The organism is Eubacterium sp. F2 (assembly GCF_046244355.1).
In the GTDB taxonomy this organism is placed as follows: domain Bacteria; phylum Bacillota; class Clostridia; order Peptostreptococcales; family Anaerovoracaceae; genus Aminicella.
Map to the genome: position 1 here is coordinate 2,136,361 of NZ_CP176393.1, position 16,416 is coordinate 2,152,776.

General features: G+C 50.6%; 15 protein-coding genes. All 15 read right to left on the reverse strand.

The genetic code is table 11. The annotated features are described in order from the left end of the window. Positions 1–62: 62 nt before the first annotated feature. The 15 genes from recA to ACI77B_RS09360 all read right to left on the reverse strand — a co-directional run bounded on the left by recA (position 63) and on the right by ACI77B_RS09360 (position 16,411). Positions 63–1,202, reverse strand: a complete 1,140-nt coding sequence (gene recA / locus ACI77B_RS09290) for a recombinase RecA (RefSeq protein ID WP_409336556.1) — start codon at positions 1,200–1,202, stop codon at positions 63–65. A gap of 130 nt (positions 1,203–1,332) precedes the next feature. Then, positions 1,333–2,607, reverse strand: coding sequence for a competence/damage-inducible protein A (locus tag ACI77B_RS09295; protein ID WP_409336557.1), 1,275 nt, complete (start codon positions 2,605–2,607; stop codon positions 1,333–1,335). 98 nt (positions 2,608–2,705) lie between these two features. Then, the gene (gene pgsA, locus ACI77B_RS09300; protein WP_409336558.1) at positions 2,706–3,251 is read right to left on the reverse strand and encodes a CDP-diacylglycerol--glycerol-3-phosphate 3-phosphatidyltransferase; all 546 of its coding nucleotides are present in this window, start codon (positions 3,249–3,251) and stop codon (positions 2,706–2,708) included. An 84-nt stretch (positions 3,252–3,335) separates the two neighbouring features. Further along, complete coding sequence (gene rimO, locus ACI77B_RS09305; RefSeq protein WP_409336559.1) at positions 3,336–4,667, reverse strand: 30S ribosomal protein S12 methylthiotransferase RimO; 1,332 nt, start codon at positions 4,665–4,667, stop codon at positions 3,336–3,338. A 199-nt stretch (positions 4,668–4,866) separates the two neighbouring features. After that, entirely contained in the window at positions 4,867–8,121 is a 3,255-nt protein-coding gene (locus tag ACI77B_RS09310; protein WP_409336560.1) for an FtsK/SpoIIIE family DNA translocase, read from the reverse strand. 229 nt (positions 8,122–8,350) lie between these two features. Then, on the reverse strand, positions 8,351–9,436 hold the full coding sequence (asd, locus tag ACI77B_RS09315) for an aspartate-semialdehyde dehydrogenase (RefSeq protein ID WP_409337725.1): 1,086 nt from the start codon (positions 9,434–9,436) through the stop codon (positions 8,351–8,353). A 262-nt stretch (positions 9,437–9,698) separates the two neighbouring features. Then, the gene (gene rpmF / locus ACI77B_RS09320; RefSeq protein WP_178263400.1) at positions 9,699–9,890 is read right to left on the reverse strand and encodes a 50S ribosomal protein L32; all 192 of its coding nucleotides are present in this window, start codon (positions 9,888–9,890) and stop codon (positions 9,699–9,701) included. 119 nt (positions 9,891–10,009) lie between these two features. Further along, a complete protein-coding gene (locus tag ACI77B_RS09325; RefSeq protein ID WP_409336561.1) occupies positions 10,010–11,152 on the reverse strand; it encodes a tRNA(Met) cytidine acetate ligase in 1,143 nt (380 codons plus the stop codon). A gap of 1 nt (position 11,153) precedes the next feature. Beyond that, the gene (locus ACI77B_RS09330) at positions 11,154–11,729 is read right to left on the reverse strand and encodes a hypothetical protein (protein WP_409336562.1); all 576 of its coding nucleotides are present in this window, start codon (positions 11,727–11,729) and stop codon (positions 11,154–11,156) included. A gap of 14 nt (positions 11,730–11,743) precedes the next feature. Further along, entirely contained in the window at positions 11,744–12,238 is a 495-nt protein-coding gene (gene coaD, locus ACI77B_RS09335; RefSeq protein WP_409336563.1) for a pantetheine-phosphate adenylyltransferase, read from the reverse strand. 35 nt (positions 12,239–12,273) lie between these two features. Then, entirely contained in the window at positions 12,274–12,840 is a 567-nt protein-coding gene (rsmD, locus tag ACI77B_RS09340; protein WP_409336564.1) for a 16S rRNA (guanine(966)-N(2))-methyltransferase RsmD, read from the reverse strand. An 11-nt stretch (positions 12,841–12,851) separates the two neighbouring features. After that, the gene (gene recG, locus ACI77B_RS09345; RefSeq protein WP_409336565.1) at positions 12,852–14,948 is read right to left on the reverse strand and encodes an ATP-dependent DNA helicase RecG; all 2,097 of its coding nucleotides are present in this window, start codon (positions 14,946–14,948) and stop codon (positions 12,852–12,854) included. Then, positions 14,911–15,354: an Asp23/Gls24 family envelope stress response protein gene (locus tag ACI77B_RS09350; protein WP_409336566.1), complete on the reverse strand. Its 444-nt coding sequence runs from the start codon at positions 15,352–15,354 to the stop codon at positions 14,911–14,913. Before ACI77B_RS09350 ends, recG begins: the two co-directional genes overlap by 38 nt. 113 nt (positions 15,355–15,467) lie before the next feature. Next, positions 15,468–15,659: a 50S ribosomal protein L28 gene (gene rpmB / locus ACI77B_RS09355; RefSeq protein WP_178263394.1), complete on the reverse strand. Its 192-nt coding sequence runs from the start codon at positions 15,657–15,659 to the stop codon at positions 15,468–15,470. A gap of 179 nt (positions 15,660–15,838) precedes the next feature. Further along, positions 15,839–16,411, reverse strand: coding sequence for a GNAT family N-acetyltransferase (locus ACI77B_RS09360; protein ID WP_409336567.1), 573 nt, complete (start codon positions 16,409–16,411; stop codon positions 15,839–15,841). Between the last annotated feature and the right edge of the window lie 5 nt (positions 16,412–16,416).

The following is a 16,416-nucleotide window of genomic DNA, read 5'->3' on the forward strand; positions in this document are numbered from 1 at the left end:
CTCCGTCAGGATGGATGTATCTGTTTCCCCTCTTTAAAAAAGGCAGATTCCAGGAAATTCTCCTACTCTACGATTACGCCGTCTTCATCCGCGATGATTTCATCCTCAGCATCATCTGCCGCGTCCCCTGTTTCTGCAGGAGATGCCTGCGGACCATCCGGATTCTGCGCTTCCGTCTTTTCACCGTTCAGTTCTTCTTCCGGTGTTTTCAGCTGCTCCATCAGCTTCTGCTGGATTTCATCCATTAAATCAGTGTGCTCTTCCAGATACTTCTTTACATTTTCGCGTCCCTGGCCGATTCTCTCACCGTTATAGCTGTACCAGGAGCCGGCCTTCTTTACGATGTCTGCGTCTACTGCGCAGTCCAGGATATCGCCGGATCTGGAAATTCCTTTTCCGTACATGATATCGAACTCCGCCTTCTTAAACGGCGGCGCAACCTTATTCTTTACGATCTTTACCCGGGTGCGGTTTCCCAGCATCTGATCGCCCTGCTTGATGGTCTCGATTCTTCTGACGTCAAAACGCATCGTCGAGTAGAACTTCAGCGCTCTTCCTCCGGTAGTCGTCTCCGGACTTCCGAACATTACACCGACCTTTTCACGCAGCTGGTTGATGAATACCACGCAGGTATTCGACTTATTGACGGTTCCGGTCAGTTTTCTCAAGGCCTGGGACATCAGGCGGGCCTGAAGTCCCACATGAGAATCTCCCATCTCTCCCTGGATTTCTGCCTTTGGAACCAGCGCCGCAACAGAATCGACAACGATTACGTCAATCGCGCCGCTGCTTGCCAGCATATCGCAGATTTCCAGTCCCTGCTCTCCGGTATCCGGCTGGGAAACCAGAAGTTCATCAATCTGTACGCCCAGGTTCTTTGCGTAAACCGGATCCAGCGCATGCTCTGCATCGATAAAGGCCGCTTTTCCGCCGGCTTTCTGTGCTTCCGCAACGATGTGAAGGGCCAGGGTCGTCTTACCGGATGATTCCGGTCCGTATATCTCAATAATTCTCCCGCGCGGAACACCGCCCACGCCGGTAGCCAGGTCCAGACTGATGGATCCTGTGGAGATGGTCTCGATATTCATGCCTGCCGCATCGCCCATCTTCATGATCGCGCCCTGTCCGAACTGTTTCTGTATCTTCTTCAGCGCTTCATCCAGCGCTTTTTCGCGGCCGTCAGCCGCAGCTTTCTTTGCCATGCTCAACCTCCGTATAAACGAACATCTGTTCTATACGTCCATTCTACTATATTTTAAAAATTAGTCAAGCGGATAAATTTGGAAATATATGGTATCTCAAAGCTAACATAAGTATCCTGCAAAGTCAATCTTACAGAACTTCTGAATGATCGCTCCCGGGAACCGCTCTTCCGTCCAGCATGCGGTTGATGGTGTCAAACATGCTCAGGACCGCATATCTTCTGTTCCAGCTTCTGCTCATATTCAGAGTCAGGAGTTTCTTTACCACGGTCACCCCCTTATATCTGCATCCGACATAGATCAGGCCCACCGGCTTTTCCGGTGTCCCGCCGGAAGGTCCCGCAATACCGGTAACAGACACACAAACATCGCTTCCGGTCTTTTTCTGAAGGCCCTCCGCCATCTGGGCCGCAACTTCCGGGCTGACGACTGTTTTTTCTGCAATTGTCTTTTCACTGACCCCCAGTTCTTCCATCTTCGCCCGCTCTGTGTAGGTGACGATTCCACGTTCAAACACCTCTGAGATTCCCGGAATATCCGTAAGATATGCCGCGAACATTCCGCCGGTGCAGGATTCCGCGCAGGAAATCGTGATCTTGTCTTTCAGAAGTTTTTCTCCGACAACTTCCGGAAGCGAACGTCCGTCATCGCTGTAAATATAGTCGCCGACACGCTTTCTGATCTGATCGCTCACCTCATGGCAGGCATCTTCTGCTTCCTTAAGCGTCTTTCTCTTTGACGCAACACGGACAGAGCATTCTCCCTCCTGTGCATAGGTGGCGATGGTCGGATCTGTCTGAGCATCAATCAGATCCAGAATTTCCGTTTCCACAAGGGATTCACCCTTTCCGAAAATCCGAAGAGTCTGGTAGGCAATGACGCAGTCGGTCTTCGGCGCAAGCCATGGGCGGACTCGGCGCTCGAACATGCGCTTCATCTCACGCGGAGGTCCAGGCAGGCAGACGATGGTCTTTCCGGCATCATTCGAAAGCGCAAATCCCGGCGCCGTTCCCGCGTCCGTATCGAACACTTCCGCTCTCGTCGGCATCAGCGTCTGCTTCATGTTGTTTTCTGTAAATTTATGGTGACGTTCTTCTGCCATCTTCATCAGAGCTTCCTTGGAAGGCTGGTGCTCCTCCAGAACATCTCCCATGTACTTCGTTACGGTTTCCTTGGTCATATCATCTTCTGTAGGTCCAAGGCCTCCTGTCGTGATGACCAGACCACAGTCCTTTAAAGCCAGATCCAGGACTTCCGACAGTCTTCCGTCATTATCTCCGACGGTATAGCGGTACATGACATCCACGCCCATGGTGTTCAGCTGCTGCGACAGGTAAACGGCGTTTGTATCGGTAACCTGACCCATCAGAAGCTCCGTACCCACACTGATAATTGCGCTTTTCAATTGTATTCCCTTCTTTCTTCCCCTTGAAATTTCTCTTTTGTCATAAAAAGAGATAAAGAAGACCGGATTGCTCCGGTCTCCTTTAAATATTATACTCACTAATTGGATTCCTTAAATACGTTAATGTTCTTTACGACATACTCGATTCCGGAGTAAACCGTCATGACCAGTGATGCATACAGCAGGATGTAAGCAAAGATGCGGATCTGCGGATAGAAGCTGAACTTCGTCAGCGCCTGCATCAGGATCAGGAAAATGATCGCGAACATCTGAAGAACGGTCTTGATCTTTCCGCTCATGGCCGCCGCGATGACTTGGCCCTCGGAAGCCGCTACCGTACGCATTCCCGCAATGGTGAATTCCCTTGCCAGAATCACAATCAGCATCCATGCCGGCATGGTCCGGTCGCCGATCATCAGACAAAAAGCAGAGTAGCAGAGAACCTTGTCGGCAAGCGGGTCCATGATCTTTCCGAAGTTTGTCACCAGATTTCTCGCTCTTGCGATCTTTCCATCCAGCATGTCCGTCAGCGATGCCAGGCAGAAAATAATCAGCGCTGCGGCAAAAAAGCCCTTCAGATAACACACGATAAAAAACGGAACCGCAATGACTCGCAGGATCGTAAGTTTATTAGGTAAATTCATATTCATTTCCTCCTGTTATTTACCTTTGAAGACATGTTCTGTATTAAATAGGCCTGAACTCGTGAATTTTCAGGCGGATATTTTCTATTCTGCTTCCACTTCCGCGCCCTGCAGGTCGTAGTCAAAGGCGGCATCGATGCGCACCTTCACGATATCTCCCGGCTTATGGTCCTTTGAAGAGGTGAAAATCACGGAATTGTCGATTTCCGGGGCGTCATAGGCAGTTCTTCCGATGTAGGCGCCTTCATCGTCCTGATCATCCACCATCACATCCATAGTCTTTCCCACAAGCTTCTGGTTTTCTTCATTGGAAATCTGCATCTGCTCCATCATCAGGGCATCGAGACGCTCCTTCTTCACGTCTTCCGGAATCTGATCCTTTCGCTCAGCCGCCGGTGTTCCCTCCTCCTGTGAATAGGTGAAGGCGCCCAGTCTGCTGAAGCGGATCTCGCGGATAAAGGCCATCAGATCAGCGAATTCCTCATCCGTCTCACCCGGAAATCCCACGATCATGGTCGTCCGGATGCAAATGTCCGGCATGGCTTCGCGGAGCTTTCGGATGGTATTTCTGATGGATTCCTGAGTCGATCTTCTGTTCATCTCCTTCAGGACCTTATCGTTGCTGTGCTGAAGAGGAACGTCGATATAGTGGCAGATCTTCGGCTCCTCCGCCATGGTCTGAATCAGCTCATCTGTGATATTCTCCTCATAGCAGTAGAGAATGCGGATCCACTGGATTCCGTCGATTTCCGCCAGTTTATGAAGGAGCTGGGCGAGCATCGGCTTTCCGTACAGGTCTTTTCCATAATAGCTGGTGTCCTGAGCGATGACATTGAGTTCCCTGCAGCCTGCGTCCGCAAGCCTTTCAGCCTCCTCAACGATACTTTCCATAGAGCGGCTTCTGTACGGACCTCTGATCGCAGGGATGATGCAGTAGGTGCAGCGGTTATTGCAGCCCTCCGCAATGCGGATCGATGTGCTGTAAACCGTCTCCGGGATCTTCCGGTAGCGGTTTTCTTCCTCCAGCGCACCTTTCTCCATTTCATCAACTTTTCGGAAGCGGTTTCCATCCTTCTGCAGCTGATCCAGAAGTTCCGGCAGCTTTTCATAATCGTTGACCCCGATAAATCCGTCCGCTTCTGGAATCTCCTTAAACAGTTCCTCAGAATAACGCTGCACCAGGCATCCGGAGACAATCAGCTTCTTTCCCTGCTCCTTATATGCAGCCATATCGAAGATTTCCCCGATGGATTCCTTTTTCGCGTCATCAATGAAACCGCAGGTATTCACCACAATCGCATCCGCCTCCTCAGGCGAATGAACGATGTGATGACCCCGCTTTTCCAGAATGCCCATGGCCATGTCCGAGTCATTGAAATTCTTCAGACATCCCAGAGTATCAAAATATACGTTCATATAGTCGAAATTCCTCTCTTTATCTATTTCTGCATTCTGCACATTTCCGGCGTATCCCGGCTGTCCAGCGCAGTCTGCAGCCATATGTTTATCTTCCCCATTCTGCAGATTTTCTCCGCAGAATCGCCTCTGCAGTCACTCTATTATAACAGACAAAACGAAATGTGCCAGGAAATTCCTGTTATCCTGGTTCATCCTGCTATTGCGCCGCATCCTGGCTCTTCATCTGCTCCAGCTCTTCTTCTGAAATCAGCACCTGCCGCGGATGACTTCCGTCCTGCGGACTGACAATGCCGCGTTCTTCCATTTCATCCATGATTCTGGCCGCACGGTTATAGCCAATGCGGAAATGGCGCTGCAGCATGGATGTCGAAGCCTTCTCCGCGTGAACCACGCAGGAAATTGCATCCGGCAGAAGCTCATCGGCAGAATCATCATTTCCCGGAATCGCTTTCTGCTCGATGTCCTGAATGACTTCCTCGTTATAAGCAGCCTCATCCTGCGGATTCTGCGCCTTGACGAAGTCGATAACCCGGTTGATCTCTTCATCGGAAATAAAGGTACCCTGCACACGCAGCGGCTTTCCGGAGCCCTGCGGGTTAAAGAGCATATCGCCCTTTCCGACCAGTTTTTCTGCTCCATTCATATCCAGAATGGTTCTGGAATCGAACTGAGAAGAAACCGCAAAAGCTATTCTGGACGGAATATTGGCTTTGATCAGTCCGGTAATGATATCGACAGACGGTCTCTGGGTCGCAACGATCAAGTGCATGCCCGCTGCTCTTGCCAGCTGGGCCAGGCGGCAGATGGATTCCTCCACCTGATTCGGCGCCGCCATCATCAGGTCTGCCAGCTCATCGATAATGATAACCACCTGAGGCATTTTTTCATCTTCACGGTCCTGCGCCTTCATTTTTTCATTATAGGTCTTCAGGTCGCGGACATTTTCATCCGCAAACTTCTTATAGCGGTCGGTCATTTCGGAAACCGCCCAGTTCAGGGCTGCCGCGGCCTTTCCAGGGTCCGTCACAACCGGAATCAGAAGATGCGGAATTCCATTGTAATTTCCAAGTTCTACAACCTTCGGGTCAATCAGCACCAGCTTGACCTCATCCGGACTCGCCTTATAAAGGATGCTCGTGATGATGCTGTTGATGCAGACGGATTTACCAGATCCGGTAGCACCGGCAATCAGAAGATGCGGCATTCCCTTAAGATCTGCGACAATGGCATTTCCGGCAATGTCTTTTCCGACAGCAAAAGAAATCTTGGATTTTGCCTCGCGGAATTCTCTAGAACCGATGATTTCCCGGATGCGGACCATCTGGATATGTTCATTTTCCACCTCAATGCCGACAGCGGCCTTGCCCGGAATCGGCGCTTCGATACGGATACTCTTTGCCCTGAGGTTAAGCGCAATATCATCACTCAGACCCACGATCTTGCTGACTTTTACGCCCGGTCCCGGCTGAATCTCGTAGCGGGTGACGGCAGGACCCTGTGTGACCTGAACGACGTGAGCATCCACATGGAAGCTCTCCAGCGTCTCTTCCAGCACCCTTGCCTTCTGCCGAAGCTGCTGGTTCAGACCATCTGTGCTCGGTAATTCCGGCATGGTAAGAAGATCCAGCGAAGGTTTACGATAATGGAATTTCGTTTTCTTCTGGATATTCCGGGATGCCGCTCCGGCCATAGCCATACCGGCCGCAGCAGCAGAAGCCGCCGCCTGTTTCTTTCCCATGGTGGAACTTTCCGGCCGGACGATGCTGTCTGAAGAAGTTTTCACGCCAGAAGCTTTTCCAGGTGTCCCGCTGATCCCGGTCTGCTCTTTCTCTCTTCTGGCCTGCTCTTCACGCATCAGGTCATCCGCACTCTTCAGCACGCGGTTCATCGCCCTTCTGCTGGTTTCCTCGATCATATTATTGGAAACCCATTCTCCATCTTTATTCTGATGAACACCAGCAGGTCTGGACGGTCTGCTCTCTCCTTCTTCATCGGAAGTCACGGAAGCAGCGGAATTATTCTGCTGCGGAGATTCCGGCTGTGTATTTCCTGAAGCTGCTGAGTTATTATCAGATGGCAGATCTTCCTGAAGTCCGTGTCCGGACGCTGTTTTCTCTGCAGGCTGAAGCCCATAGGTTCCGGAAGATCCCCGCTTTTCATCCAGCCCGAAGCCCTCTTCCGGCGCAGAGACAGGATCCAGTCCATAGGAACCGGATGATTCACGATGGAAAAAGCGGTCCGGTGAATCGCTTCTGGATTCTGTACTGCCGAGAATTTCCCCTGTGGAATAATCAATCTGGCTTCTTTGTTCAGGCTTCTGCTCCTGCTCCATGTCTGAGCGGTCAAATGCTCCGAAGGAAATTTTCGGTTCCGGATGGCTCTGACGCTGCTCTTCTCCGGTTTCCTTCTCCTTCTGTGCCTTCCTGATTTCTTCCGCGGAAAGTTCCTGTGTCTTTCTGCCGGTCAGCGGATTCTGATGCATGACATCCACGACATTAGACGGTTTCTTCACGTGTTTTGCCCGCTCTCTTCTGGCAGCAGCTTCCGCGGAATGAAAGATACTGTGAAGAATCCCCGGCTTCTTTTCTTCCCGCGCCGGCTGCATCTCCATTTCCTGACGGCTTCTGTCAAACATGGATTGCTGGTTCGGATCGCGGATAATTCCGGTATTGGAAGAAAGCGGGTCCTGCAGATTCAGATTTGCTTCTCTTTTTCTTCTTTCCAGCTCTTTCTGATAAGCCTCTTCCTTCATCATTTCCTGAAGACGGCGGTCCTCCTCTTTCTGCAGCCTTCTTCTCTGAATCAGTGCCGAAAGCGGCGTATGAAGAAGCAGAAGGAGGCAGATCAGAAGCAGGACGATGCAGAGAATATACAGGCCGGCCTCGCCGATAAATTTTACCAGCAGCACCCCGGCCGTCATGCCGAAGACTCCGCCAGATGTCAGGTTCACGCCCTGATTGTAGAACTGGACCAGGTCAATCGGAATGCTGTTTCCCGCAGATTCCGCGGCCATAATGAACCTGCCCGCGTTCATGACGCACATGACCAGAAGTATCCCGAAGGTCAGCCAGAGCGACCGCTGCGTAAAATGAAGCGCCTTCCCGGTTACGAACAGAACTCCAAGAAGCACCAGATACCACGGGAGTACCAGTCCGATCGCACCGAAAATTCCCTTCAGGATAATCCCCAGCTGATTGCCGAATTCTCCGGCGGTATGGAACTGAACACTGGCAAAAATAAACAGGCCGATCGCAATATAAATCAGCCCGCTGATGACATCTCTGATTCTTCTGGACGCATGCGCTCTGCGCATCTCCTCCTGAATCTGCGCCCGCTTTTCTGCAGAGCCTGCCGGCTCACTCTTAGAACGGGAACGCGAAGATGTTTTCCCTGCGGATGTTCTTCTCTTCTTCTCTTCTGCTGTATTTTCTTTTTTATTTCTGCCTGCCAAGTCGATCCTCCCATCAAGATCTTGCAAGTTGAATTTTGTCCTCTGTGAACGCGCAGGCGCGGCACGCCATCACTCGCGAACTGAATAATAATTTATGCAGCGCTCACTTTCTTATTGCTCTATTATAGCAGACTCTTCACGCCGGGTACAGAGAAAGGACGAAAAAAGAGAACAGACGTTTCCGCCCATTCTCTTTAATTCCATCATTATTGCTTTCCTGCTTACAGGACTATTTAAAATCGATGTAGCCTTTCTCAACAAGGGCTTCTGCGGACAGAACCGCTCCACCTGCCGCGCCTCTTACAGTGTTATGCGCAAGGCCGACGAACTTGTAGTCGAAAATCGTGTCTTCTCTCAGACGTCCGAATGTTACACCGAATCCGTTCTCATAGTAAACATCCTTCTTAACCTGCGGACGGTCATCATCCTCAAGATACTTGATGAACTGCTTCGGAGCGCTCGGAAGTTCTGCTTCCTGCGGGAATCCCTTGAAGCTGTTCAGCTTCTCGATCAGTTCTTCCTTCTCCGGCTTCTTGGCAAAGTTGATGAATACGGATGCGGTGTGGCCTTCCAGAACCGGTACACGGATGCACTGGCTGGTGATAACCGGACCGTCAGCCGGTACGATCTCGCCGTTTTCAATATGTCCGAAAATGCGCAGAGGTTCTTTCTCGCTCTTGGCTTCCTCGCCGCTGATGTACGGAATGATGTTTCCAACCATCTCCGGCCAGGTCTCAAAGTTCTTTCCGGCGCCGCTGATTGCCTGATAGGTGGAGACGACAACCTGAGTCGGCTCGTACTCTTTCCATGCTGCCAGAGCCGGTACATAGCACTGAATGGAACAGTTCGGCTTTACTGCAATGAATCCTCTCTTGGTGCCCAGACGCTGCTTCTGATAACGGATGACATCGTAGTGCTCCGGGTTGATCTCCGGAATAACCATCGGTACATCCGGTGTCCAGCGGTGTGCGCTGTTGTTGGAAACGACCGGAGTCTCTGTCTTTGCGTACTCTTCCTCGATGGCGCGGATCTCATCCTTAGCCATGTTTACTGCGCTGAAGCAGAAATCAACGTCCTTTGCGACGTTCTCAACATCAGATACATCCTTTACGACGATGTTCTTTACGGCTTCCGGAATCGGAGTCTCCAGCTTCCACTTTCCGTCAACAGCCTCCGCATATGTCTTTCCTGCACTGTGTGCACTTGCAGCAATTGTCGTAACCTCGAACCACGGGTGATTATCCAGCAGAGTGATAAAGCGCTGTCCAACCATGCCTGTACCGCCGAGAATACCAACCTTCAGCTTTCTTTTCAGTTCTTTCATTGGTTTCTCCCCCTTAGCATTTTTTATTTAAATTCACAAAAATTATACCAAACAGCACGTGGTTTTTCAACAAATGACAAAAAAATAACTGGCAAGAATGAAAAATAGTTCTGCAGATACTGAATTTATTTCCTGTCCGGACTGAAAATCATAAAATGGTTATATAGAATCCGCCGCCAAAAACAAAAAAGACAGAGACAGGCGTGCGCACACCTGTCTCTTTCTGATCATGATCTAAAACTCTTAATTTATCCTATGCCTCTGCGTTGGATGTATTCAGTACGTCCTTACCGTCATAGTAGTTGCAGTTAGGGCAAACTCTGTGCGGAAGCTTTGGCTGATGACACTGTGGACAAATGCTGAGACCCGGAGCCGTTTTCTTCATGTTCGGAGAACGTCTCTTATCTCTTCTGGCTTTAGATGTTCTTCTCTTTGGAACTGCCATTGTCTTACCTCCTTACATTAAAGAATAATGTAAATAAGAATTTTCGTCAACGTTAAAAGTATAGCATTGAAATCCCGCTCTGTCAAAGGATTTCTGCAATTTTTTCCAAATTCTCCTGATCATTCGTTTATTTTGATCAGCCGCGGATGGCGGACGCAGTCAGCGTTCTCATAAAGATCATTTCCCGCGATCAGGTTATACAGATCCGCGGCATAGGCGTCCACAGCAAGGCTTCTCGCAAGCTCAGGATATAAATGTGCTTCCTTATTCACATTGGTCAGAATCGGAATCGTCCTATTTTCGCATTTCCGGCATTTTTTCAGCAGTTTCGCGCCCCGTTCCGAGAAAGCCAGCACTCTGGCGTAAAACAGCTCATTTTTCATGTCTTCCGCAGTCACTCCCAGCAGGCACTGGGTCAGCATCCTCTGAATCCGGGTCCTCGTGTAAGCCTTGCTCTTGCAGCGTCTGAGAAGATCCTCAAGGCTCTTGCAATACCTCGCTTCCTTCTTCATTTTCTGCCCAAGGCCATCCGATGAAGAGGCGATTTTATCCAGATCTTCTTCTGTCATCTTCAGGATTTCCGCTTCAATGAGGCGGAAATAGCGGTCTTCTCTGAGCGCGTAAAGCTCCGGATCTTTTTCTTTGGCCTCTTTTCTCAGGGCTGATGCCGACTGAAGATAGTCTCCTTCAGCACGCTTCACCGTGGCAATCTCCGGCCGGATGTCCTCTTGCAGCTTCAGGATTTGTCTGACGTACTCAACTGCCAGCAGGTTGTTCGGCTGCGACAAAAGAGACCCTCCGCCTGCGACGCCAAGGTCAAGAGCCGCCTGCTCCTGTGCCCGGGGGTATGAAAATCCCTGCTTTCTGTAGGCCGCCATTCTCTCATGAAGCTCATACTCTCTCTGGTTCATGAATTCTGCCAGCTGAAGAAGCTCCTCAACCGAACCGGATTCGCTGCCGAAACCGATCACATCCGTGCAGCCAAGCCCGCTGAGGATCTTCACCCCGGCACGGCAGAACCACTGGGAGGATGCGCTGGCATAGGCTGCCGGCATTTCCAGAACCAGATCTACGCCGCCTCTCACCGCATTTTCCGCCCGCGTCCACTTGTCCTGAAAGGCAGGTTCCCCTCTCTGGGTGAAATTTCCGCTCATAACAGAAAGGACCGTGTCTGCGCCGGTCCTTTTTTTCAACTCTTCCAGGGCAAAACGGTGGCCGCTGTGGAAGGGATTGTATTCTGCTGTAATACCCAGTGTACGCAATCTACTTGTTTCCTCCGGAAGAGTTATTCTGCGGCTTCTTCTCATACAGCCAGTCTTCTCCATGCTGGGTACGGGAGGCAAGCTGTTTCAGCTCATCCCGGTTATTGGCCAGCTGGCTGTCAATTCCCTCGAACGTCTTCGCCAGATTGTCGTACATGGAGCCGAAATAGGTATTATTCAGGTCGTCCATGCGTTTCTGCATCTTAAACAGCATCTGATCCAGATAATCATAGGTGCGCAGCTTCAGCATCGCTGCGTATTCCTCTGCTTCTTTCTCAATCTGATCTGCATGCTTGCGTGCTTTTAAGGTAATATCGTTATTGTCTACCAGAAAATCAGCCTGCTTCTTTGCCTCTACAACGAGCTTCTGGTATTCCTTCTTTGCGTCTTCCAGAATCCGGTTCTGCTCGCCCTTCAGCCAGTGTGCCTGCTTGACATCTTCCGGGAGTGTATTTCTGATATCATTGACAATTTCAAGGATTTCATTGCCATCAACCATGATTTTTCCTGTCAGCGGAACTGAGGAAGCCGTATCCACGATATCTTCCAGTTCCTCCAGCAATTCCAGTACCGTCATGCGCTGCTCCTCCTTTATCCTCTCTGTGCGTATTTTTCTCTCATCTTCTGAAGGATTTCATCCGGCACCATTCCATCCGGCGGAGTCCCGCCCACTGACACGATTTCCCTGACATTGGACGAGCTGACGATCGTATATTCCGGCCTTGCCATTAAGAAGACCGACTCAATTCCTTCATGAAACAATTTCTGATTGACCTGAGCCATTTCAAGCTCATAGGCAAAATCTTTATTGGTGCGCAGGCCGCGGACGACTGCGCAGAAATCTCTCTGATTGACATAGTCTGCGAGAAGGCCCTGAAAATGATCCACCCTGATCTCCGGATGAGAGGAAAAAATCTTTTCAATCATTTCTGTCCGCTCTTCAATCGTAAAAAGCCCCTGTTTTCTCGGATTTTTTATGATTCCGATGACGAGTTCATCGAACATCGCTGCCGCTCTCTTTATAATATCAATATGTCCGTAGGTAATCGGATCAAAAGAACCGGTGATCAACGCGCGCCTGACCATGTGTTCTGCCTTCCCTTCTCTTGTCTATGGTCTGCCTATTCTTCACTGCCGGAAACATCTTCCTGTCTCCGGTAAATCGATACGGTGGTTTTCCCGTATTTTCTGTCCTGTGTCTTCACGAAACCTCCGCAGTTTTCCGGAAGCGGATTTCGTGAATCATGCTCTGCTAATATTATACCGTCAGGAGCCAATAAATCAAGGTCGCCGATGCGCTCCATGCAGTCCTCATAAAGGCCTTCGCGATATGGCGGGTCCAGGAAGAAGATGTCGATTTTCTCGCTGATTCTGTTCAGACTTCTTCTGTAATCCCCCATCAGAACAACCGCATCCTCCTGGGCACCGCATTTTTCAAGATTAGTGCGGATCAGGCGGATGGCGTCCCTGGAGCGGTCAGCAAGAAATACGCGCTCCGCTCCTCTTGAAAGCGCCTCAATCCCAAGGTTTCCAGTTCCTGCGAACAGGTCGCAGCAGACGGAACCGTAAATATCATTCATGAGGATGTTGAAGACGGCTTCCTTGACCTTGTCGGAAGTCGGTCGGATATCGTAGTTCTCCGGCGTCTCCAGCTTTCTTCCTCTGTATTTTCCCGTAATGATTCTCATTCGTTTCCTTTCTATATTTCAAGTCTTCCGTCACCGTGGAACATATTTTCCACTTTCTCACGGACAGACTGGTTTTCTTCCTTTTCAAGCTGCGGGTCGTCTTTCAGAATTTCCTCTGCCGTTTCCTCCGCGGCTTTCAAGACTTTCTGATGGCGGCCGAGATCTGCGATTTTCAGTTCCGGTAATCCGTGCTGCCGGGTTCCGAAGAGTTCTCCCGGCCCCCTTAAAATCAGATCGTCTTCTGCAATCTGAAAACCGTCGCTGCAGCGGGCCATGATCTCCGCACGCCGCCTGGCAATTTCTGTCTCCTGATCCACTATCAAGTAGCAAAATGCCTGCTCGCTTCCTCGTCCCACGCGGCCCCTGAGCTGATGCATCTGCGCCAGGCCAAAGCGCTCGGCGTTTTCAATCACCATGACCGTTGCGTTCGGTACATCGATGCCGACTTCAATGACAACCGTAGAAACCAGAAGATCGATTTTCTTTTCAGAGAAATCGGTCATGATCTGCTCTTTCTGCTCCGCATCCATACCGCCGTGAAGCAGCCCAACATGAAACTGAGGAAAACGCTTCTGCATTTCCTCATAGAGTCTCTGCGCCGACATGCCTTCCATCTGGTCAGAGTCCTCGATGAAGGGCGCTACAGCGTAGGCCTGCCGGCCCACCGCAAGCTCTTCTTTCAGTTTATCATAAACCTGATCTCTCTGTGAAGAGGATACAGCAAAGGTCTTTACCGGCTTTCTTCCGGAAGGCAGCGTGTCGATAATGGAAATATCCTGATCTCCGTAAAGAATCACCGCAAGAGTTCGCGGAATCGGTGTCGCCGTCATGACCAGAATATTCGGGGCTGCCCCCTTGCTGCTCAGCATTTTTCTCTGTCCGACCCCGAAGCGGTGCTGCTCATCGGTAACCACAAGGCCCAGATGGAAGAACTTTACATCTGGCTGGATGACGGCGTGGGTTCCGATCAGCATGTCGATTTCCCCGTCCGCAAGTTTCTGCAGGAGCTCTCTTCTTGCCGCCGCACTCATTCCCCCGTGAAGCAGGGCCGTCTTAATTCCCAGAGGCTCAAAATCCCGTTTAAAGGTCTGCGCATGCTGCCGGGCAAGAATCCCCGTCGGCGCCATCATCACGGCCTGATAGCCGGATTTTACCGCCGCATACATGGCTGCCTCGGCAACTACAGTCTTACCCGATCCCACATCGCCCTGCACCAGCCGGTTCATCGGTAAATCCGACTGAAGATCCCTCCCGATTTCCTTCCAGGTCCGCATCTGTCCTTCCGTAAGAGAAAATGGCAGCGACGCGATAAACGCATCTCCCGCTTCCGGCTGAATCACCGCGCCATGTTTCTCTTGGCCGCTTTTGCTTTTTGCCATCTTCAGGCCCAGCTCCAGGGTCAGAAACTCATCAAATACCAGGCGGTAACGGCCTTCCAGCAGCTTTCTCTCCGAAGCCGGCCAGTGAATATTCTTAAGGGCAAAGGGCAGGTCCGCCAGGCGGTGTTCTTCCCGCACCGCCTCCGGCAGCCAGTCCTCCTCATCCATCAGCGGCTTCGCGGTCTCCAGGAGCCTTCTCATGTCATTCTGCGTCAGCCCTTTCGACAAAGGGTACACGGGCAAGATCCCACGTACATCACCCGGCTCATGCAGGCGGTGAAACTCCGGGTGCACCATCTGCAGCTGCCCCCTGTTTTCGCTGACCCTGCCGAAAAAGCTGAACATCTCTCCGACCTTGAAGAGATTGGTGATGTAACTTCCGGAGAAAAATACAATCTCGATGAGTCCACTGTTATCCTGGATAAGAACAACCAGAGGCGACTTTCCTCCTCTCCGGAATCCGCTGAAGCAGCGGGAAACGACCGAACCTTCAATCAGCTGGTCTTTTCCAAGTTTCAGATCCGCAATCCGGACCGGCTGACGGCGGTCTTCATAGCGCCTCGGAAGAATATATAAAAGGTCTCCTGCCGTTTCGGCCCCCAGTTCCTTCAGTGCCGCCGCTTTTTTCGGTCCGATGCCCTTCAGCTTCGAGACCGGAGTCTGCATGGTCAGCACACCCTCCTCTTCTTTCTTATGAGTATGACTTGCGCTGCCACTCGTCTTCGGCATAGCGGAACACCACCTTTGTGCTGCGGCGCGCGGTCTTATTACTGCGTGTCCTCACGCCGTCGATATTAATCGTAATTTCTGCAGGAATCATGCCGGTCTGCTCATAAATCCTTGCGCAGATCTCGTCTGCCGCATGGCGGGTTTCCCGGCGGATGGATACACCGAATTTAACAATTACGCCAAAGGTCAGGCAGATTCTGCCATCCTCATTCAGGCGCACGGAAAGATCCCGGACATAGTCCGGATCGCGGAATACGCGCACCATCCGGATCAGCCTTCCCTGATGCATGGACAGCCACATATTCGAAGCACACCGCTCCGACTGCATGACCGAATTGATTATCTCCGCAAAAACGGAATTGGAAACGGTAATCAGCCCCAGATCCGTTGCCTTCATCATCGTCATAACCCTGATTCCTCCTGAGCAGACATGAAAATAAGTAAATATAACAAAAAGCTGCCATACTGATGAAGTATCTGTGGAACCTCATCAATATGACAGCCTAAACTTCCAGCCCATTAAACGGCACGGTTAACTTTACCGGACCGCAGGCACTCTGTGCAGACATTGGCTTTTCTGATTGTACCATTGTCGTTGATCCTTACTGTCTGGATGTTTGCATTCCACTTTCTTCTGGAATGCTTGTTGGAATGAGAAACCTTGTTTCCAGAAACCTGGCCCTTTCCGCATACTTCACATTTCCTTGACATAGCCGCACCTCCTATCGTATATCTTAAGCCCATGCTTTTCTATGTAAACACAAACTTAGTGCTCGCTTTCATCGCACGCGCATTATTATAGCACAGGAAGCAAAGGAATTACAAGGTTTTTCTTTATCTTCAAGAAAATTTTTCCTTGCGGCTTCACTTTTTGTCCTGTGAAAAAGGGATTAGCGGTCATCGTGGTTCTTATCGTAGTACTCTGCGCGCAGAAGTGACATCCGGTAGAGATCGATGTATTTTCCGTCTTTCTTCTCCGAATGGCGCATGATGCCCTCTTCAACGGCGCCGAGCTTGCGGCAGAGCATTCCTGTGATTTCATCACCCTTCAGGTGATCCATGCTCACACGCTCCATATGCATATTAATGAAGGAATATTCCAGAATCGTCCGTACGGCCTGCTCGCCGTAGCCCTTTCCGCGGAGGTCCGGGTCTGCAATATAGACTCTCTTTAAATGAAGAGAATCTGATCTGCGTGTAATTCTGCTGAGAATAATTCTGCCGATCGGCCTGTCGGACGGTTTCAGCGTGATGGTAAACATCTGCCGCTGCTCGTCTCTCAGACTGAGGATAAATTCCGTAACGACCTGTTTATAGGTCACATCCTCATCGACCGCCAGATACTTCGTAATGCTGTCCATATTCTCCCAGCGCGCAAAATCACTGCAATCCTCAAAAATAGTAGGACGTATGATCAGGTCTGAGGATTCCATTACCATGTCTTCATCAAAATAATCATCCATATCTT